Below are 18,892 nucleotides of genomic sequence, written 5' to 3'. Positions count from 1 at the left end.
ATATAAACAGGGCGCCGGAACGTTCCCCGGCAAACCCAAAAAAGTTACAGACTACGCAGCGCTTCGACTACCGCGTCACCCATGGCCGCAGTGCCGACCCTGGTCATGCCAGCAGAGTGGATATCACCCGTACGCAAGCCCTGGTCCAGCACCTTGCTGACAGCCGTTTCGATAGCGTCGGCCGCCTGGCTCAGATTGAAGCTGTAACGCAGTAGCATCGACACCGAGAGGATGGTCGCCAACGGGTTGGCGATGCCCTGCCCGGCAATATCCGGAGCCGAACCATGACACGGCTCATACATGCCCTTGTTGTTGGCATCCAAGGAGGCCGAGGGCAGCATGCCAATGGAACCGGTCAGCATGGAAGCCTCATCCGACAGAATGTCGCCGAACATGTTGTCGGTGACCATCACATCGAACTGCTTGGGCGCGCGCACCAGCTGCATCGCCGCGTTGTCGACGTACATGTGGCTCACTGCGACGTCCGGGTAATCCTTGGCCACTTCTTCGACCACGGCGCGCCACAGCTGGCTGGAGGCCAGCACGTTGGCCTTGTCCACCGAGCACAGTTTCTTGTTGCGTACGCGAGCCATGTCGAAGCCGACCTGCGCGATGCGACGGATCTCGCTCTCGCTGTACGGCAGGGTGTCGTAGGCCATGCGCTCGCCATTCTCCAGCACCTTGCTTTCGCGCGGTTGGCCGAAATAGATGCCGCCGGTCAACTCGCGCACGATGAGGATATCCAGGCCGGCGACTACTTCCGGCTTCAGCGAGGACGCATCGGCCAACTGCGGATAGAGGATAGCCGGGCGCAAGTTGGCGAACAGCCCCAGCTGCGAGCGAATCTTCAGCAAGCCGCGCTCCGGTCTCAGGGCCGGCTCGATCGTATCCCACTTGGGCCCGCCGACCGCTCCGAGCAGGATCGCATCGGCAGCGCGGGCACGCTCGAGGGTCGCGTCGGCCAGCGGCACACCGTACTTGTCGTAGGCCGCTCCACCCAGTTCGTCGAACGACAGCTCGATGTCCAGGCTGTACTTGTCGTTGGCCAACTGCAGCACCTTGACTGCCTCGGCCATGATTTCCGGGCCAATACCGTCGCCAGGGAGAACCAGAATCTGCTTGCTCATGAAATGTCCTTAATTACTAGATCGCACCGAACAGCCAGGGGCTGCTCTGCTGGTAGCTGGCCTCGAAGGTCTTGATTGCCTCGGCATCCTGCAGTGTCAGGCCAATATCATCCAGGCCGTTGAGCAGGCAGTGCTTACGGAAGGCATCCACCTCGAAACTGTACTGCGTGCCGTCCGGACGGGTCACCGTTTGCGCCGCCAAATCGACGGTCAACTGATAGCCTTCACTGGCCTCGGCCTGCTGAAACAGCTGATCAACCTCGTTTTCCGCAAGAATGATCGGCAGTAGGCCGTTCTTGAAGCTGTTGTTATAGAAGATGTCGGCGAAGCTCGGCGCGATAATCGCCCGAAAACCATACTCTTCCAGCGCCCAGGGCGCATGCTCGCGACTGGAGCCACAGCCGAAGTTTTCCCGGGCCAGAAGCACACTGGCGCCCTGATAGCGCGGAAAATTCAGGACGAAGTCCTGGTTAAGCGGGCGCGTCGAGCAGTCCTGATTCGGCTGACCGACATCCAGGTAACGCCACTCGTCGAACAGGTTCGGGCCGAAGCCGGTACGCTTGATCGACTTCAGGAACTGCTTGGGAATGATCTGATCGGTATCGACGTTGGCGCGATCCAGCGGCGCGACCAACCCGGTGTGCTGGGTAAAGGCTTTCATCTTCGCTCTCCTTAAGGCCGGGTCAATTCACGCACGTCGATAAAGCGGCCTGTCACCGCCGCTGCCGCCGCCATCGCCGGGCTGACCAGATGGGTGCGCCCGCCAGCACCCTGACGGCCTTCGAAATTACGGTTAGAGGTGGAGGCGCAATGCTCGCCACTGCCCAATTTGTCTGGGTTCATCGCCAGACACATGGAGCAACCCGGCTCACGCCATTCAAATCCAGCCTCGATGAAGATTTTGTCCAGGCCTTCTTGTTCCGCCTGCTGTTTCACCAAACCCGAACCCGGCACTACCATGGCCTGTTTGACTGTCGCTGCCACCTTGCGACCCTTGGCCACCTCGGCGGCGGCGCGCAGGTCCTCGATGCGCGAGTTGGTGCAGGAACCGATAAACACGCGATCGAGCTGGATATCGGTGATTGGCTGATTGGCGGCCAAGCCCATGTACTTGAGTGCGCGAATGATCGAGTCGCGCTTGACCGGGTCGGCCTCAGCCGCAGGGTCCGGCACGTTCTGGTCGACCGCAAGGACCATTTCCGGCGAGGTGCCCCAGCTGACTTGCGGTTTGATATCTTCGGCGCGTAACTCGATCACGGTGTCAAAGTGGGCATCGGCATCGGAAACCAGGCCGCGCCACTGCGTTACCGCCTGCGGCCACTGCTCGCCTTTTGGTGCAAACGGACGACCCTTGACGTACTCGATGGTCTTCTCGTCAACAGCAACCAAGCCGACCCGGGCGCCCGCCTCGATCGACATGTTGCAGATGGTCATGCGCCCTTCCAGCGACAAATCGCGGATCGCGCTGCCGGCAAACTCCAGGGCGTGGCCATTACCACCGGCGGTACCAATCTTGCCGATTACCGCGAGCACGATGTCCTTGGCCGTCACGCCGAAGGGCAGCGTACCCTCGACCCGCACCTGCATGTTCTTCATCTTCTTGGCGACCAGGCACTGGGTGGCGAGCACATGCTCGACCTCGGAGGTGCCGATGCCGTGGGCAAGGGCGCCGAACGCGCCGTGGGTGGAAGTGTGCGAGTCGCCACAGACCACGGTCATGCCCGGCAGAGTGGCGCCCTGCTCCGGGCCGACCACATGAACGATGCCCTGGCGCAAATCATTCATCTTGAATTCGAGAATGCCAAATTCATCGCAGTTCTCATCCAGGGTCATCACCTGAATACGTGACACTTCATCGGCGATGGACTCCAGCCCACCCTGACGCTCGGCCTTGGTGGTCGGCACGTTGTGATCCGGCGTGGCGATATTCGCGTCGATCCGCCATGGCTTGCGCCCAGCCAGGCGCAAACCTTCAAACGCCTGGGGCGAGGTCACTTCGTGGAGGATATGGCGGTCGATATAGATCAGCGACGAACCATCGTCGCGACGCTTCACCTCATGCATATCCCAAAGCTTGTCGTACAGCGTTTTGCCGGCCATCAGCGGATCCCTCGTCAGCGTATTTCTATGCCCAGGCGAATAGCCCTTCGGCTTATGGGATGATCCTATGGGCTTGCATTAAATTACTCAAATTCATATTTTTCATCCATTGGATAACCCAAAGGAATACTAATGGACCTGGCTGCGCTCAATGCTTTTATTGCCATCGCCGAGACTGGCAGCTTCTCCGAGGCTGGCGAACGCCTGCACCTGACCCAGCCCGCGGTGAGCAAACGAATTGCCAGCCTGGAACACCAGCTAAGCGTGCGCCTGTTCGACCGTCTGGGGCGCGAAGTCAGCCTGACCGAAGCCGGTCGCGCCCTGCTACCACGGGCCTATCAGATACTCAATGTGCTGGAGGATACCCGGCGCGCCCTGACCAACCTAACCGGCGAAATCAGCGGCCGCCTGACGCTGGCCACCAGTCACCATATCGGCCTGCACCGACTCCCTCCTCTGCTCAGGGCCTTCACCCGCGCTCATCCGCAGGTAGCGCTGGACATCCAGTTCCTCGACTCGGAAGTGGCCTACGACGAAATCCTCCACGGCCGGGCCGAGCTGGCGGTGATCACCCTGGCCCCGGAAACCCGCGAGCCGGTCCGCGCGGTGCCGGTATGGGACGACCCGCTCGACTTCGTTGCCGCCCCCGAACACCCTCTGGCCAGCAATGGCGAGGTGAGCCTGGCCGATGTGGCGCACCATCCGGCGGTGTTTCCTGGCGGCAACACCTTTACCCATCACATCGTTCGGCGCCTGTTCGAAGCACAAGGGCTGGTGCCGAATATCGCCATGAGCACCAACTACCTGGAGACCATCAAGATGATGGTGTCGATTGGCCTGGCCTGGAGCGTACTGCCACGTACCATGCTCGACGAGCAGGTCGCGCGACTGCCACTGCCCGGCATTCAGCTGTCTCGACAGTTGGGCTATATCCTGCATACAGAACGCACCCTGTCGAATGCCGCGCGAGCTTTCATGCAGCTCCTCGACGCTCAACGCGACAGCCTTGCGCAGGCGCCTGCGCAAAGGCTAACGTGAGCCACATAACTATAAGAAAGGCTCCGCATGCCCCAGCACGCTCAAAACGCCGCAAACACCCACGCATCATCGCCCAGTAGAAGAGCCGCCCATGGCCAACCCCAGTGACCGGCAACCGCCACTGCCGCACGTTCCGGCACTTGATCCAGTCGAATTCGAAAAAGCCTGGGACGACGCCCCGCGCCTGCTGGCGGCGCTGAACGGAGCACACCTTGGCGCCTGGTACTGGGACGTCGAAAGCGGCCGGGTCAGCTGGTCACGGGGTGCGCAAGCGCTGTTCGGCCTCGACCCGAAACAGCCCCTGCACACCCGGATCGACTATATCGAGCTGATTCCGCAGGAGGAGCGTAGTGAAGTGCTGCGACTGTTCCAGCAGGTACTGGACGGCAACCCAAGCACACGCGCCTTTCGCCATCGCATTCGCTGGCCGGATGCCAGCCTGCACTGGATAGAAATCAGCGGCAGCCTGCAACAGGACGCCGACGGCAAGCGGCAGGTAATGGGGGTCATTCGCGACATCACCGCACAACAGGAGCGCGAGCAGGCGTTGCACAACTCTCAACAGCGCTTCACCAACCTGTTCCAGCTGAGCCCGGACGCGGTGTTGTTGGTACGCTTCGCCGACAGTGTCATCACCGAGGCCAACCAGCACTTCGAAAGCACTTTCGGTTGGTCGGCAGCCGAAGTCATCGGTCGCTCGACCCTCGAACTGGAACTCTGGGTAGATAACGGGCAACGCGACTTTCTGCGCCTCAATGCATCGACCAGCCACGATCCGGTAGTTCAGGAGGTGCAACTGCGCACACGCGACGGGCAGGTTCTCGACGGCATGCTGTCCAGCCAATACATCGATCTGGACGGAGAAGCCTTTCTGCTGACCACGTTTCTCGACACCAGTGAGCGCAAGCGCGCAGAAATGGCCTTGAGCAGCAGCGAAGACAAATTCTCCCAGGCCTTCCTGCACACGCCCGACGCAGTGGTGATCACCGACAAAGCCAGCGGACGCTTTATCGAGGTCAATCCCAGTTTCGTCCGCCAGTTCGGCTGGAGCAATGCCGAAACCCTGGGCCGCACCTCGCTGGAGATGGGCATCTGGGCTGACCAGGATGACCGTCAGCGCATGCTCGATGCGTTGCAGCACGACCGTTTGAACCAACTGGAAGTGCGCCTGCACAGCCGTGACGGCAGTGTCAGCAACAACCTGCTGTTTGGCGGCGAGATCGAACTGGACGGCCGCCCCTGCCTGGTCTTGACGGTGCGCAACATCACCCAGCAACGCATCCAGGAACAGGCCCTGAAGGAAAGCCAGGAACGCCTGACCCTGGCCCTGGACTCGGCCAACCTGGGCACCTGGGACTGGCACATTCCCAGCGACACACTCTATGGCTCGGAGCGCGCCGCGACCCTCCACGGCCTCCCGGCGGAGCCCTACCACGGCGATTTCGGCAAATTCTTCCACTACGTCCCCGAGGAAGATCAACGGCTCATGCGCAGGGCCTATCGAGAACTGCTCGAAGGTCGCCAGCAGGTTTACCAGGTCACCTACCGCTCGCGCTTCGCCAACGGCGAAATCCATTACCTGGAAAGCACCGCCAAACTCTACCGCGACGCTCAGGGTGAACTCCTGCGCATGACCGGCGTGCTCATGGACATCAGCGAGCGGGTTCAGCGCGAACAGCGCCTGGCAGCCTCGGAAGAGAAATTTTCGACCCTGTTTCAGGCCAGCCCCGAGCCGATTTGCGTCTCGCGCATCCGTGACGGCGTGTTCATTGAGATCAACCCCAGTTTCAGCAAAACCTTTGGCTGGCAACCACAGGACATCGTCGGCCGCAGCGGCCCGGATGTAGGGTTCTGGGTCGATAGCGAACAGCGTCGGCAGTTGTTCGACAAGCTCACCCGCGACCAGGGCCTGAATAATGAGGTCGTGCACTTTCTCACCCGCAGCGGCCAGGAGCTGACGTGCGTGGTGTCCAGCCGGTTTATCCGCGTCGACCGCCAGCTGTGCATCACCTCCACCTTTCGCGACATCACCGAGCACCAGCGGGCCGAGACCGCACTCAAGGCCAGCCAGGAGAAATTCGCCAAGGCCTTCCACTCCAGCCCCGACGCCATCACCATCACCGAACGCGACAGCGCCCGCTATATCGAAGTCAATGAAGGCTTCTGCCGCCTCACCGGCTACCGCCAGGAAGAGGTCATAGGCCGCACAGCCCTGGACATGAATGTCTGGGCCAATCCCGGGCAGCGTCAGGAAATGATCGAGCAGCTCCAGCGCGAAGGCCGCGTACTGCACCGGGAAATGCTCGGCAGGCACCGAGACGGCAGGCTCAAGACGGTTGAGGTTTCGGTCGAGCCAATCGACCTGGACGGCATCGACTGCCTGCTGCTGACCGCCCGTGACATCAGCCAGTTAAAGGAGGCCCAGGCGCAGATCCAACACCTGGCCTATCACGATTCGCTGACCAACCTGCCCAATCGCGCCCTGCTGATGGACCGCCTGACTCAGCAGATTGCCCTGCTGAAACGCCACGAACTGCGCGGCGCCCTGCTGTTCCTCGACCTCGACCATTTCAAGCACATCAACGACTCGCTGGGTCACCCGGTCGGTGACACCGTACTCAAGCTGGTGACCGCCCGCCTGGAGGCCAGCGTACGCCAGGAAGACACCGTCGCCCGCCTCGGCGGCGACGAGTTCGTGGTACTGCTCTCGGGCCTGGAAGGCAAACGCTCGGAAGTCACTCGCCAGGCCCGCAAGGTGGCGGAGAAACTGCGCCATCTGCTCGCCGAGCCGATGCTGCTGGACGGCCATCGCCTGCAAGTCACGCCGAGCATTGGCATCGCCTTGATTCCCGACCATGGCAGCACCCCCGCCGACCTGCTCAAGCGCGCCGATATTGCCCTGTACCGCGCCAAGGACTCGGGTCGCAATACCATTCAGTTATTTCGCAGCACCATGCAGGAAGCCGCCAGCGAGCGCCTGCGCCTGGAAAACGACCTGCGCCTGGCACTCGCTCGCGGCGAATTCGAGTTGTATTTCCAGCCACAAGTGGATGCCCGCACTGGCAAGATTATCGGTGCCGAAGCGCTGTTGCGCTGGCAACACCCGCTCCTCGGCGCCCAATCACCGGCGCTGTTCATCCACGTACTGGAAGAAAGCGGGCTGATTCTCGAAGTTGGCGGCTGGGTGCTTGCCGAGGCTTGCCACGTCTGCGCGCAGCTGCTCGATGAGAACCTGATCAACGAGCAGGACTTCAGTCTGTGCGTGAACATCAGCCCGCGACAGTTCCGCCAGAACGACCTTGCTGAACGCGTGGAAAGCAGCCTGCGCAATAGCAAAATGCCCAAGTCCATGCTCAAGCTGGAAATCACCGAAGGCATCGTGATTCAGAATATCGAAGACACCATCGCCAAGATGAATCGCCTCAAGCGCATCGGCGTCAGCTTCGCGATGGACGACTTCGGCACCGGCTACTCCTCGCTGACCTACCTCAAGCGCCTGCCGGTGGACGTGCTGAAAATCGACCAGTCGTTCGTCCGCGACGCCACCTGCGACCCTAACGATGCGGAGATCATTCGCGCCATCATCGCCATGGCGCGCAGCCTCGACCTGGAGATGATCGCCGAAGGGGTCGAGCAACAGGACCAACTGGATTTTCTCGAGCTACAAGGTTGCCACCAATATCAGGGCTACCTGTTCAGCAAACCCTTGCCACTCCCCGAGTTCCGCGCCCTGCTGGCGCATACTCGGCAGCGCCTGCTCAACGCATAAAGCATTCAGGGCGCCTTTTGGCGCCCTGAATGCTTAGCTATGCTCAACGCCCGCGCTTAGCTCACCGGCGCCGGCCGCAGCCCCGTGATCGGGATGCGCTTGGCCTTGGCCTCTTCTGGAACGATGCGTAGCAGATCGATATTAAGCAGGCCATTGACCAGACTGGCAGCCTTGACTTCAATATGGTCGGCCAAGCGGAATGACAGTTTGAATGCTCGCCGGGCAATGCCCTGATATAGGTAGGTCACGTTTTCTGCGCCGTTATCGTGCTTGCCTCCGCTGATGGTCAATACGCCGCGCTCCACATGAAGCTCCAGGTCGTCCTCCTGGAAGCCGGCAGCAGCGATGACAATACGGTACTGGTCATCGGCGTGCTTCTCGACGTTATACGGCGGGTAGCTGCTGCCGGACTCGTTGCGCATCGCCGACTCAAACAGGTCATTGAAGCGATCGAAGCCAACCGACTGGCGGAACAGCGGGGTCATGGAAAATGCAGTGCTCATGGGTAGTCTCCTGAATTGCAGCGAGTGGTTCATCGCGAGACCCGACTTCGGCGTCCCGCATGACTGAACATGTGGTTAGCCGAGAAGATTTCAAGCGCCTGAAAAACTTGCTTACAGGAAGAGGTCGATGGACAAAGTCATGCTGATCACCGGGGCCAGCCGCGGCATCGGTGCCGCCACCGCCAGGCTGGCCGCCGCCCAGGGCTACGCCCTGTGCCTTAACTACCGCCAGCAACGGCAAACAGCCGAGGCCCTGGCTGCGGAAATCGTCGACGCCGGCGGCCTCGCCATGGCGGTGCAGGCCGATGTGGCCGACGAACTTCAGGTGCAGCACCTATTCGCCACCCTCGACCAACACTTCGGCCGCCTCGATGTACTGGTCAACAACGCCGGTATGCTGGAACCACAGATGTGCCTGGAGCAAATGGACGGCGCGCGCCTGCAGCGAGTGTTCGGCGCCAATGTATTCGGCAGTTTCTTCTGCGCCCGCGAAGCGGTGAAACGCATGTCGACTCGGCATGGCGGACGCGGCGGGGTCATCGTCAACCTGTCGTCGGTTGCCGCTCGCCTGGGCGCCCCGCATGAATATATCGACTACGCGGCGGCCAAGGGCGCCATCGACAGCCTGACCCTGGGGCTGGCCAAGGAAGTTGCGGCAGAAGGGATTCGGGTCAATGCGGTACGCCCCGGTGTGATCGACACCGAGATCCACGCCAGTGGCGGTGAGCCCGCACGGGTGGCGCGGGTCAGCCAGAGCGTCCCCATGGGGCGCGGCGGGCGCGCCGAGGAAGTCGCTCAGGCGATTCTCTGGCTAGCCAGCGAGCACGCCTCCTACACCAGCGGCGCGCTGCTGGATGTCAGCGGCGGGCGCTGAACCTACTCACGGCCGCCGAGCGCGGCGCCAGTAGTTTGCGCATGCAACCTTGAAGGCCTGCAGCCTGCAACTAGAGCCGTATTTAGGCGATAGCCAACTGTTCTCGGCCCGGGCGAACCGGAACCTCGACGCCGAGCAGGGCATCGATACGGCTGCAATCGTTTTCTCGCCGTAGCAGGCCGAACAACTCGACCGCCTGCGGGTAACTGCGGGTCAGCATTGCCAGCCATTGCTTCAAGCGTCCCGGAGCATAACGCGGCGATATCTTGCGCCGGGCCTGCAACCAGAAATCGGCGAGCAAGGGCTGAAACTCGGCCCAGCCCATCTCGGCGACTGACTGCCCGGCCCGCGCCGCGGCAATCTGCCGGGCCAGATCCGGGCGTGCCACCAGGCCACGCCCAAGCATGATGTCCTCGACGCCACTGACTTCACGGCAGCGCCGCCAGTCGTCCAGACTCCATATCTCGCCATTGGCGAACACCGGCACCTTGACCGCGTCTTGCACCCGCGCCACCCACTCCCAGTGCGCCGGCGGCTTGTAGCCCTCGACTTTGGTCCGCGCGTGCACCACAAGTTGCCCGGCGCCGCCCTCGGCCAAGGCCTGCGCACACTCCAGGGCATAGTCCTTATGATCGAAGCCCAGACGCATCTTGGCGGTGACCGGAATGGCGGCCGGCACCGTGCGCCGCACTTCACGCACGATGGCATGCAGCAACTCCGGCTCTTTCAGCAGCACCGCGCCACCGCGTGACTTGTTCACAGTCTTGGCCGGGCAGCCGAAGTTGAGGTCGATCACCGGCGCGCCGAGGGTGCAGGCAAACGCCGCGTTATCCGCCAGGCATTGCGGGTCGGAACCGAGAAACTGCACGCGCAGTGGCGTCCCGGCCGCCGTCTGCGCTGAGCTGAACAGTTCCGGGGCGAGTTTCTGGTAGGTAGCAGCCGGCTGCACCCGCTCGGTCACCCGGATAAATTCGGTCACGCACCAGTCGATACCACCTACCCGCGTCAGCACATCACGGAGGATCTCGTCGACCAAACCCTCCATAGGTGCCAGGGCAATCTGCATAGCTAAACTCTCGAAAAAACGGCGCGTAGTGTACGCGGTGCAGCGCTGCGGATGAAATCCTCGGCACGAGCCTGGCGCACACTGCTGCGATCAAGGCGCACTCATGCACAGGCCGCTTAGCAGGCCACGGACACACCAAGGATAGCGGGAGGTATTCAACACCAACGCGCTGCTTCACCTCCTGCTGTCGGACTAGAGCTCCATCGGAAACGGCGGTTGCAGGGCGGGCCCGTAACCTTCGATGAACTCGGTCGGCATGCGCTTGGGCTTGCCGCTGGACAACTCGATGCAGACGAAGGTGGTCTTGGCGCGCAGCAAGGTCATGCCATCCTCCGGGCGCACCAGCTGGAACCGCCGATCCATTTTCAGGCGCTGATCGGACTCGACGATCCAGGTGGCCATTTGCAGCTCCTGATCCTCATAGGCACTGGCCAGATAGTCGATCTCATGCCGAAGCACCGCCATGGCGCGATCGAGCCGGCGATACTCAGCCAAGTCCAGCCCCAGGTATTGCGAATGCCGCCAGGCGCAGCGCTCCAGCCAACTGACATACACCGCGTTATTGGCGTGACCCAGACCATCGATGTCATCGGCACTGACACTGAGGTCGATGACGAATGGATTAGCAAGATCCCAACTCATTCCTGATTGCTCCAAACTGCATACCAACCCGCGGGATTGCACAACCGACAGGCAAATCCGAACCCAAGCTCGGACAGGCACTCATGCCGACCGGCCTAAGCGAATGCATCTATTGTACGCCTGCGTTGTCAGGCTCAGGCACGCGCCCCTGAAACCTCGAATAATCCGCGGCAAAGTACTGCGCGCGGACGATTCTAGGCCGTAACCACTGAGTAACTCCAGGCTGGCGTTGACGTGCAGATGCAGCAAGGTTTCATGTCGATATTGCCCTTGCCCGGTCGATACAGGAGCGCCGCAACCATGCGAGCAGAAGCGCCCCCAGGCAGCCCCCTGGACGATTAGCATCTCAGCCTGGGCCTTAGTAGCAGCATTGGCGCCGACCCGGACAGTACGAAACGGCTGCACCGGACACAATCAAGCGAACAGCTAGGAAGCCACCGCACTCAGTGGAGCATGACGCAGTTCTGCGAGCAGTTGCAGCACAGCCTGCTGCAGACTCGGGTCGGCCAGGATCTTTCGATGTCCACCAGTTTCTACCCGCAACAGCTGGCTATCGAACCAGGCCTCATGAATTGCCTCGGCCTCACTGAACGGCACTACCAGATCATCCACGGCATGCACGATCAACCCTGGGAAATCCAACTGATAACGCGCGACATCGAGTTGCCCGGCCGGCATCCCGGCCTTCTCCTCGACCAGGCGAATGAACTGTGCTCTCGCCTGTTCCGGCAACCCCATGTAGCGGGCAAAACGCCGCAACATGGTGAGTATCCGACTCGGCGCGGCAATGCTGACCACAGCCTCGGCGCGCAACCCCAACTGAGTGGCTAACAATGCACTGGCACCTCCCATCGAATGCCCGATCACTGCCTTGAGCGGCGGCAACTCAGCGGCAGCCTCGAGCAGAGCGCGAGCGAATAGCACCACATTCGCCTCACGCCCCGGCGAATGGCCATGCGCCGGGGCGTCCAGCGCGATCACCCCGTAACCGGCCTGCACCAGTGCATCGATCAGCCCGGCAAACTGCGTCGGCCGCCCCTCCCAACCATGCATCAGCAGCACGGTCGGGCCACTGCCCCAGCGTAAGGCCGAAAGCCCGAAGCGCAGCGTAACCCGCTCCGACCTGGCCAGCAGCGGCAGCTCCCAGTCACGCGGCGGCAACGTCCGCGGCGTCATAAACTCGCGGCGCATCTTGCTCGCCACCGCATGAGGGGCCACCCAGCCGACGGTGGCGTTGAATCCACGAACCCAGTTCAAGCTGCTCATTGCCATACTCCTCAAACGATTGCCGACTTGGCAGCACGCAGAACACGGTCAGACAACTCACCGGGCCCCAGCGCCCGCGCCAGCGCCAGACCACCGACCATCAATGCAATATCGGCGAGCACGCTGGGGGCCTCCTCCGGACTCGCTGCCAACTCCGCCACCATCAACTCCAGGTGCTCGGCCAAGGCCGTGCGAAACGCTTCGGGCAGCCGTACCAGCTCGCTCAATGAGCTGGGCAGCGGACAGCCCTGCTCGGTGGCATCACGGTGCTTGCGCGATAGATAGAACGCAGCCATCAGCGCCCGCCGCTCGCTTGCCGGCAAATCGCCATCCAACTGCTCCATCAACTCTCGGCGCCGACCGAGAAGCTGCCTGAACGCCTCCAGCATCAAGGCATCCTTGCTCTCGAAGTGCGCATAGAAGCCGCCCACCGTCAGCCCGGCAGCCCCCATCACCTCGCCGACGCTCGGCTCGGCCGGACCGCGCTGAACCAACGCCGAACTGGCCGCACTTAGAATCCGCGCACGGGTTTGCGCCTTCTTGTCGTTCATGCTCGCCTCCGGATAAATATTACGACTGAAATATTATGCTCGTAATAAATTTAAGCAAGCAGATATACCTACCACTGGTCGGCTGAACTCTTATCAGGAAATGGGGAAGCAGAAAAAACAAAAGGGCCATTCCGTTAAGAATGACCCTTCAAAAACCCGTAAACGGGTAAAAATGGCGTCCCCTAGGGGACTCGAACCCCTGTTACCGCCGTGAAAGGGCGGTGTCCTAGGCCACTAGACGAAGGGGACGAAACCTTCGAAAAACAAGGCCAGCTTTACGCTGGCCCGTGGCAGTTAGCAAATCATCAGATTGTGAACCGCTAAATTGGTGGAGATAAACGGGATCGAACCGTTGACCTCTTGCATGCCATGCAAGCGCTCTCCCAGCTGAGCTATACCCCCGGATTTATCGCCTCTCGGCTCACAGCCCATACCAGCACCGCTTTTTGAAACTGGCGTCCCCTAGGGGACTCGAACCCCTGTTACCGCCGTGAAAGGGCGGTGTCCTAGGCCACTAGACGAAGGGGACGTAACCCTTCTACAACTCAACCAGCTTCGAGAGCTGATTGTGGCAAGCCTTTCGGCTTTGAAGATGGTGGAGCTAGACGGGATCGAACCGTCGACCTCTTGCATGCCATGCAAGCGCTCTCCCAGCTGAGCTATAGCCCCATCTCAAGGACGGGGCGCATGTTAAAAGCGCGCCCCTCCCCTGTCAACATTATTTTTCGTTAGGCCTATATTTTTTATGCTGATAGAACAATCACTTACCCGCCCCGGCGGAACAGACCGGGCGCTAGCCGAGCAACGTCCGGCTCAGCCGATGCTCGCCAGCAGTTTTTCCCACTCTTTGTTTTCTTTCTTCGACACACCGCCGAGCAGCTCGATGGCCTGACGCAGGCGGAAACGGGTGAGGTCCGGGCCGATAATTTCCATAGCATCGAGCACCGACACCGAGCTGGCTTGCCCGGTCACGGCCGCGAACATCAGCGGCATGGCATCGCGCAGTTTCAGCTCAAGGTGCTCGACCACCACCTGGATACAGCCGGTGATCCGGTTCTTTTCCCACTGACGCAACGCCTCCAGCTTCCACAGGATCAGCTGCATCAACTGACGCACCTGATCAGCCGAGAGCTTCTTGTGCTCAAACAGCTTGGCATCCAGCGGCAGGCTGCCAGAGAAGAAAAAGCCGGCCAGCGGCGCGATCTGACTGAAGGTTTCGACCCGTCCCTGCACGTGCGGGGCGATCTTCATCATGTAGTCGGAGTTGAATGCCCACTGCTGCGCGCCTGCGGCAAACTCTTCGACACTCAATTCGCGCATCCACTGACCATTCAGCCAGGACAATTTTTCCAGGTCGAAGATCGGTCCACCGAGCGATACCCGCTGAATATCGAAGTGCTCGATCATCTCGTCGAGACTGAACTTCTCGCGCTCGTCGGGCATAGACCAGCCCATTCGTCCGAGGTAGTTGAGCATCGCCTGAGGCAGGTAGCCCATACGCTCGTAGAAGGTGATCGAGGTTGGATTCTTGCGCTTGGACAGCTTGCTCTTGTCCGGGTTGCGCAACAGCGGCATATAGCACAGCTGCGGCTTGTCCCAGCCAAAGTACTCGTAGAGCAGGATCAGTTTGGGCGCCGAGGGCAACCATTCCTCGCCGCGCAACACGTGAGTGATGCCCATCAGATGGTCATCGACCACGTTCGCCAGGAAGTAGGTCGGCAGGCCATCGGTCTTCATCAGCACCTGCATGTCCATCCGATCCCAAGGAATCTCGACCTCGCCACGCAGCATGTCAGGCACCACACACACACCCTCGGTCGGCACTTTCATGCGCACCACGTTGGGTTCGCCGGCGCTCAGCCGCTGTTCTACCTCGGCAGTCGGCAGGTGCATGCAATGACCGTCGTAGCGCGGGGTCTGCTTGGCTTCCATCTGCTCGGCACGCAGTTTATCCAGGCGTTCGGCACTGCAGAAGCAATGAAAGGCGTGACCTTTATCCACCAGCTCGGCACTGTACTGCTTGTAGATGTGACCGCGCTCACTCTGCCGATACGGACCGTGCGGACCACCGACATCCGGCCCCTCGCTCCACTCGATACCCAGCCAGCGCAAGGCATCGTAGATCTGCTGTTCCGACTCGCGGGTCGAGCGCAGCTGGTCGGTGTCTTCGATACGCAGGATGAATTCACCACCGTGCTGACGAGCAAAACACAAATTGAATAGAGCGATATAGGCAGTGCCTACGTGCGGATCACCGGTAGGCGACGGCGCGATACGAGTACGGACGGTGGTCATGGCAGCTCTCAAAAATCTAATCGAGGTGAAATCAAGGCGCCGATATTAACAGGCGCGCCGCTGTGGGCTCCAGCAGGCGCCCCTCTTCGACCGGCAGACTGCTCATCAGGAAATCGAGGAAGGTCTTCACCTTCATCGCCTGGAATCGCCGCGATGGATAGACCGCATACAACTCGCCAATCGGCAGACGCGCCTCGGGCAACAATTCGACCAGGCGCCCAGCCTGCACCGCGCGCTCGCTTATCATGATCGGCAGACCGGCGATCCCCGCTCCGGCCAGGGCCGCTTCACGGGCGAAAGTGATGTTGTTGCACGACAGTACCCGCTGACAGGCTATGTGCTCATCGAGCAACGGCCAGTAACGCGGCGAATCCTGCGGCAAGAGAATCGCCCTATGCCCAGCCAGCTCGGCGACCGTACGCGGGCAGCCATGCGCCTCCAGATAAGCCGGACTGGCGCACAGGTGTCGCCCCGTCTCGAACAGCTTGCGAGCGATCAAGGTGGAGTCTTGCGGCTGGCCGACCAGGATGACGATATCCACCCCCTCCTCGACCGGATCGACATGCCGCGAGGTCAGCTCCACTTCGGCGCTGATCTGCGGGTACTGGCGCATAAAGTCGCCCAGCACCCGGCCGAGAAACAGTTGGCCGAACTCGATCGGCGCGGTGATGCGCAACAAACCGGACGGCTCCTGCTGCAGTTGCATGACCGCCTGCTCGGCCTCGGCGAAATCGAGCATGATCTGCCGACAGCGCTCGTAATAAGCTTGACCGACTTCAGTCAGACGCAGCTTGCGCGTGGTGCGATTAAGCAAACGCACACCTAGACGCTCCTCCAGCAAGGCAATCCGTCGACTGACCGTGGACTTCTGCATACCCAGGCCCTGGGCTGCCTGGGTAAAACTGTGGCATTCGACCACACGGGTAAAGATCAGCGCATCATCCAGCCCCATAATTGTTCCCTATAAGCAACAAAGTTTCCGAAGTCTACTGGCTGCAGGTGCGAAAGGAACACTGCTAAATTCGCTGCCACTCTTGTCCGAGCCCTGAGCACATCCATGCCCGCCCAACTGAAACGCCGCCTGTTTGTCTTCTTAACCGTGCTCGGCCTGATCGCCGCAACGCTGTTCGCGCACTGGCTGATGGTTGGGCGTTTTCTCGAAAGTACCGACAACGCCTACGTTCAAGGCGAAATCACTCGAGTGTCCAGCCAGCTCAGCGCCCGCGTCGACAAGGTGCTGGTACAGGACAACCAGCACGTAGAACAAGGCGAATTGCTGGCCGTGCTGGAAGCCGCCGACTTTCAACTGGCACGCCAGCGCGCCCAGGCCATCCTGGCGACCCGCGAGGCCGAGCTGGCTCAGGCAAAGAGCAAACTGCATCAGCAGGGCAGCCTGATTGCTGCGAGCCAGGCTGACGTTTCCGCGACTCAGGCCAACCTGGGTCGCACGCAAATCGATCTGTCGCGCGCGCAAACCTTGCGCAAGCCCGGCTATGTCTCCGAGGAGCGGGTCACCACCCTCGCCGCCGACAGCCGCGTGGCCCGATCACAAGTGACCAAGGCACAAGCGGATTTGCAAGCCCAGCGCCAGCAAGTCAGCACCCTGGAAGCCGAAATCAAGCGCCTAGAAGCGCAGATCAGTAGCGCCCGCACCGACCTGGCGCAAGCCGACCTCAACCTTGCCCGCACCGAGATCCATGCGCCCATCAGTGGTTTTATCGGCCAGCGCGCCGCGCGCACGGGCCAATACGTGCAAAGCGGCGCCTACCTGCTGTCGCTGGTGCCGGACCAGGACATTTGGATCCAGGCCAACTTCAAGGAAACCCAGATCGGTCGCATGCAGGCCGGGCAAAAAGCCGAACTGACCTTCGACAGTTTCCCCGACACGCCGATAGAGGCGCAGGTCGACAGCCTGTTCGCCGCATCAGGCGCGCAATTCAGCCTGCTGCCACCGGACAACGCCACCGGCAACTTCACTAAGGTGGTGCAACGCATTCCGGTCAAGCTGACCTTTTCCGCAGACAACCCGCTCAAGGGACAGATCCGTCCTGGCATGTCGGTAGAGGTCAAGGTCGATATCACGGCTGATCAGCGTGGCAGCTGATGCCCTGATCCGTCCGACCGGCGAACCCAGCCGGCGCGACTGGATTGCGGTGATGAGCGCCATGCTCGGCGCCTTCATGGCGGTGCTGGATATCCAGATTACCAACTCTTCTCTGAAGGACATCCAGGGCGCGCTGGCCGCCACTCTGGAGGAAGGCTCGTGGATCTCCACCTCCTACCTGGTCGCGGAGATCATCATGATCCCGCTGACCGCCTGGCTGGTGCAGTTGCTCTCTGCGCGGCGCCTGGCGGTCTGGGTGTCGATCGGTTTTCTCGCCTCATCCTTGCTCTGCTCGCTGGCCTGGAGCCTGGAGAGCATGATCGTGTTCCGCGCCTTGCAGGGCTTTACCGGCGGCGCGCTGATTCCCCTGGCCTTCACCCTGACGCTGATCAAGCTGCCGGAGCAGCATCGGGCCAAAGGCATGGCCCTGTTCGCCCTGACCGCGACCTTCGCGCCCTCAATCGGCCCCACCCTGGGTGGCTGGCTGACCGAGAACTTCGGCTGGGAATACATCTTCTATATCAACGTGCCGCCCGGCCTGCTGATGATCGCCGGCCTGCTCTACGGCCTGGAAAAGAAGGCGCCGCACTGGGAGCTGCTGAAAAGCACCGATTATGCCGGCATCCTCACCCTCGGCCTCGGGCTCGGCTGCCTGCAGGTGTTCCTCGAAGAAGGTCACCGCAAAGATTGGCTGGAGTCCAGCCTGATCGCCGGACTCGGCAGCATCGCGGCGATCAGTCTGGTGCTGTTCGTGATCCTGCAGGTGTCTCGCCCCAATCCGCTGATCAACCTAGGCGTGCTGCGCGAACGCAACTTCGGCCTGTCGAGTATTTCCAGCGTCGGCCTGGGCATGGGCTTGTACGGTTCGATCTATGTGCTGCCGCTGTATCTGGCGCAGATCCAGGGTTACAACGCCCTGCAGATCGGCGAGGTGATCATGTGGATGGGGGTGCCGCAGCTGTTCCTGATTCCGCTGGTGCCGTTGATGATGAAGGTGGTGCCGCCCAAGCTGCTCTGCGCCCTGGGTTTCGGCCTGTTCGGCGCGGCCAGTTTCGCCTCCGGGGTGCTAAACCCGGATTTCGCCGGAGAACAGTTCAACCATATCCAAATCATCCGCGCCCTCGGCCAACCGCTGGTGATGGTGACCATCTCGCTGATCGCCACGGTTTACATCCAGCCGCAGGACGCCGGCTCGGCCTCCAGTCTGTTCAACATCCTGCGCAACCTGGGGGGCGCCATCGGCATCGCCCTCTTGGCCACCTTGCTCGACAGCCGGGCCAAGGTGTATTTCGACTACCTGCGCGAGTCGCTGGTACCGAGCAATCCGCAGGTCGCCGAACGCCTGACACTGCTGACCGAGCAACTCGGCAGCCAGCAGGCAGCACTGGGCAAACTCAGCGAGATCGCCCATCAGCAGGCGGCGATCATGGCCTACAACGACGCCTTCCACTGGATTGGCATCGCCCTCGGCATCAGCATGCTCGCCGTACTGCTGACCCGTCGCCTACCCCCTGGCGCCACGGGCGGCGCCGCGCACTAACAGTACTCGGCGCGCGG

Annotated in this window: 15 protein-coding genes and 4 tRNA genes; 5 read left to right on the top strand and 14 right to left on the bottom strand. The window is 61.4% G+C overall.

The features are described 5' to 3' along the window. Positions 1 to 44 precede the first annotated feature (44 nt). From leuB to leuC, 3 genes are read right to left on the bottom strand one after another with little or no spacing between them, the layout of a single operon-like run. Positions 45 to 1,127 carry a 3-isopropylmalate dehydrogenase gene (gene leuB / locus TMS3_RS11985; protein ID WP_025165518.1) on the bottom strand — a complete coding sequence of 361 codons (1,083 nt, stop codon included), beginning with the start codon at positions 1,125 to 1,127 and terminating at the stop codon, positions 45 to 47. 16 nt (positions 1,128 to 1,143) lie between these two features. Next, the gene (gene leuD, locus TMS3_RS11980) at positions 1,144 to 1,788 is read right to left on the bottom strand and encodes a 3-isopropylmalate dehydratase small subunit (RefSeq protein ID WP_025165517.1); all 645 of its coding nucleotides are present in this window, start codon (positions 1,786 to 1,788) and stop codon (positions 1,144 to 1,146) included. Between the two features lie 11 nt (positions 1,789 to 1,799). Continuing rightward, on the bottom strand, positions 1,800 to 3,227 hold the full coding sequence (gene leuC / locus TMS3_RS11975; protein ID WP_025165516.1) for a 3-isopropylmalate dehydratase large subunit: 1,428 nt from the start codon (positions 3,225 to 3,227) through the stop codon (positions 1,800 to 1,802). Positions 3,228 to 3,359: 132 nt separating this feature from the next. Here leuC and TMS3_RS11970 point away from each other — a divergent pair, with 132 nt between their 5' ends. Both TMS3_RS11970 and TMS3_RS11965 read left to right on the top strand, forming a co-directional pair. Continuing rightward, the gene (locus TMS3_RS11970) at positions 3,360 to 4,265 is read left to right on the top strand and encodes a LysR family transcriptional regulator (protein WP_025165515.1); all 906 of its coding nucleotides are present in this window, start codon (positions 3,360 to 3,362) and stop codon (positions 4,263 to 4,265) included. A gap of 91 nt (positions 4,266 to 4,356) precedes the next feature. Further along, complete coding sequence (locus tag TMS3_RS11965; protein WP_025165514.1) at positions 4,357 to 8,034, top strand: PAS domain S-box protein; 3,678 nt, start codon at positions 4,357 to 4,359, stop codon at positions 8,032 to 8,034. Positions 8,035 to 8,090: 56 nt separating this feature from the next. On the opposite strand, the gene TMS3_RS11960 is transcribed toward TMS3_RS11965, so the two are convergent. After that, positions 8,091 to 8,537, bottom strand: a complete 447-nt coding sequence (locus tag TMS3_RS11960; protein WP_025165513.1) for an Hsp20 family protein — start codon at positions 8,535 to 8,537, stop codon at positions 8,091 to 8,093. A gap of 127 nt (positions 8,538 to 8,664) precedes the next feature. On the opposite strand from TMS3_RS11960, the gene TMS3_RS11955 reads away from it, so the two are divergent. Next, on the top strand, positions 8,665 to 9,411 hold the full coding sequence (locus tag TMS3_RS11955) for an SDR family oxidoreductase (protein WP_025165512.1): 747 nt from the start codon (positions 8,665 to 8,667) through the stop codon (positions 9,409 to 9,411). An 82-nt stretch (positions 9,412 to 9,493) separates the two neighbouring features. Here the strand turns inward: TMS3_RS11955 and TMS3_RS11950 are convergent, their stop codons facing one another. The 10 genes from TMS3_RS11950 to TMS3_RS11905 form a co-directional block, all read right to left on the bottom strand. Next, positions 9,494 to 10,477 (bottom strand): tRNA dihydrouridine synthase, encoded by a 984-nt coding sequence (locus TMS3_RS11950; RefSeq protein ID WP_025165511.1) that lies wholly within the window; start codon positions 10,475 to 10,477, stop codon positions 9,494 to 9,496. A 192-nt stretch (positions 10,478 to 10,669) separates the two neighbouring features. Further along, the gene (locus tag TMS3_RS11945; protein WP_025165510.1) at positions 10,670 to 11,119 is read right to left on the bottom strand and encodes an acyl-CoA thioesterase; all 450 of its coding nucleotides are present in this window, start codon (positions 11,117 to 11,119) and stop codon (positions 10,670 to 10,672) included. A gap of 426 nt (positions 11,120 to 11,545) precedes the next feature. Beyond that, positions 11,546 to 12,385 (bottom strand): alpha/beta fold hydrolase, encoded by an 840-nt coding sequence (locus TMS3_RS11940; RefSeq protein WP_025165509.1) that lies wholly within the window; start codon positions 12,383 to 12,385, stop codon positions 11,546 to 11,548. A gap of 11 nt (positions 12,386 to 12,396) precedes the next feature. After that, positions 12,397 to 12,936: a TetR/AcrR family transcriptional regulator gene (locus TMS3_RS11935; protein ID WP_025165508.1), complete on the bottom strand. Its 540-nt coding sequence runs from the start codon at positions 12,934 to 12,936 to the stop codon at positions 12,397 to 12,399. Between the two features lie 173 nt (positions 12,937 to 13,109). After that, positions 13,110 to 13,185, bottom strand: a tRNA-Glu gene (locus TMS3_RS11930). Positions 13,186 to 13,262: 77 nt separating this feature from the next. Next, positions 13,263 to 13,338: transfer RNA gene (locus TMS3_RS11925), tRNA-Ala, on the bottom strand. A gap of 51 nt (positions 13,339 to 13,389) precedes the next feature. Beyond that, a tRNA-Glu gene (locus TMS3_RS11920) sits at positions 13,390 to 13,465 on the bottom strand. Positions 13,466 to 13,529: 64 nt separating this feature from the next. Next, positions 13,530 to 13,605: transfer RNA gene (locus TMS3_RS11915), tRNA-Ala, on the bottom strand. 144 nt (positions 13,606 to 13,749) lie between these two features. Continuing rightward, on the bottom strand, positions 13,750 to 15,231 hold the full coding sequence (gene gltX, locus TMS3_RS11910; protein ID WP_025165507.1) for a glutamate--tRNA ligase: 1,482 nt from the start codon (positions 15,229 to 15,231) through the stop codon (positions 13,750 to 13,752). A 31-nt stretch (positions 15,232 to 15,262) separates the two neighbouring features. Next, positions 15,263 to 16,183, bottom strand: coding sequence for a LysR family transcriptional regulator (locus tag TMS3_RS11905; RefSeq protein ID WP_025165506.1), 921 nt, complete (start codon positions 16,181 to 16,183; stop codon positions 15,263 to 15,265). Between the two features lie 105 nt (positions 16,184 to 16,288). Here TMS3_RS11905 and TMS3_RS11900 point away from each other — a divergent pair, with 105 nt between their 5' ends. Continuing rightward, a complete protein-coding gene (locus tag TMS3_RS11900) occupies positions 16,289 to 17,335 on the top strand; it encodes an HlyD family secretion protein (protein WP_025165505.1) in 1,047 nt (348 codons plus the stop codon). Between the two features lie 49 nt (positions 17,336 to 17,384). Then, complete coding sequence (locus tag TMS3_RS11895; RefSeq protein ID WP_200929658.1) at positions 17,385 to 18,875, top strand: MDR family MFS transporter; 1,491 nt, start codon at positions 17,385 to 17,387, stop codon at positions 18,873 to 18,875. Positions 18,876 to 18,892 lie beyond the last annotated feature (17 nt).

The sequence above is a fragment of the Pseudomonas taeanensis MS-3 genome, from assembly GCF_000498575.2.
In the GTDB taxonomy this organism is placed as follows: Bacteria; Pseudomonadota; Gammaproteobacteria; order Pseudomonadales; family Pseudomonadaceae; genus Aquipseudomonas; species Aquipseudomonas taeanensis.
Note: the sequence above shows the minus strand (reverse complement) of the source record. Positions and strands in the feature narration are given on the sequence as shown.

Coding starts and splice junctions, on each gene's coding strand:
- gltX (WP_025165507.1), bottom strand. CDS start 15,231: ATGACCACCGTCCGTACTCGTATCGCGCCGTCGCCTACCGGTGATCCG.
- leuC (WP_025165516.1), bottom strand. CDS start 3,227: ATGGCCGGCAAAACGCTGTACGACAAGCTTTGGGATATGCATGAGGTG.
- TMS3_RS11935 (WP_025165508.1), bottom strand. CDS start 12,936: ATGAACGACAAGAAGGCGCAAACCCGTGCGCGGATTCTAAGTGCGGCC.
- TMS3_RS11905 (WP_025165506.1), bottom strand. CDS start 16,183: ATGGGGCTGGATGATGCGCTGATCTTTACCCGTGTGGTCGAATGCCAC.
- TMS3_RS11940 (WP_025165509.1), bottom strand. CDS start 12,385: ATGAGCAGCTTGAACTGGGTTCGTGGATTCAACGCCACCGTCGGCTGG.
- TMS3_RS11960 (WP_025165513.1), bottom strand. CDS start 8,537: ATGAGCACTGCATTTTCCATGACCCCGCTGTTCCGCCAGTCGGTTGGC.
- TMS3_RS11970 (WP_025165515.1), top strand. CDS start 3,360: ATGGACCTGGCTGCGCTCAATGCTTTTATTGCCATCGCCGAGACTGGC.
- TMS3_RS11900 (WP_025165505.1), top strand. CDS start 16,289: ATGCCCGCCCAACTGAAACGCCGCCTGTTTGTCTTCTTAACCGTGCTC.
- TMS3_RS11945 (WP_025165510.1), bottom strand. CDS start 11,119: ATGAGTTGGGATCTTGCTAATCCATTCGTCATCGACCTCAGTGTCAGT.
- TMS3_RS11950 (WP_025165511.1), bottom strand. CDS start 10,477: ATGCAGATTGCCCTGGCACCTATGGAGGGTTTGGTCGACGAGATCCTC.
- TMS3_RS11965 (WP_025165514.1), top strand. CDS start 4,357: ATGGCCAACCCCAGTGACCGGCAACCGCCACTGCCGCACGTTCCGGCA.
- TMS3_RS11955 (WP_025165512.1), top strand. CDS start 8,665: ATGGACAAAGTCATGCTGATCACCGGGGCCAGCCGCGGCATCGGTGCC.
- leuD (WP_025165517.1), bottom strand. CDS start 1,788: ATGAAAGCCTTTACCCAGCACACCGGGTTGGTCGCGCCGCTGGATCGC.
- leuB (WP_025165518.1), bottom strand. CDS start 1,127: ATGAGCAAGCAGATTCTGGTTCTCCCTGGCGACGGTATTGGCCCGGAA.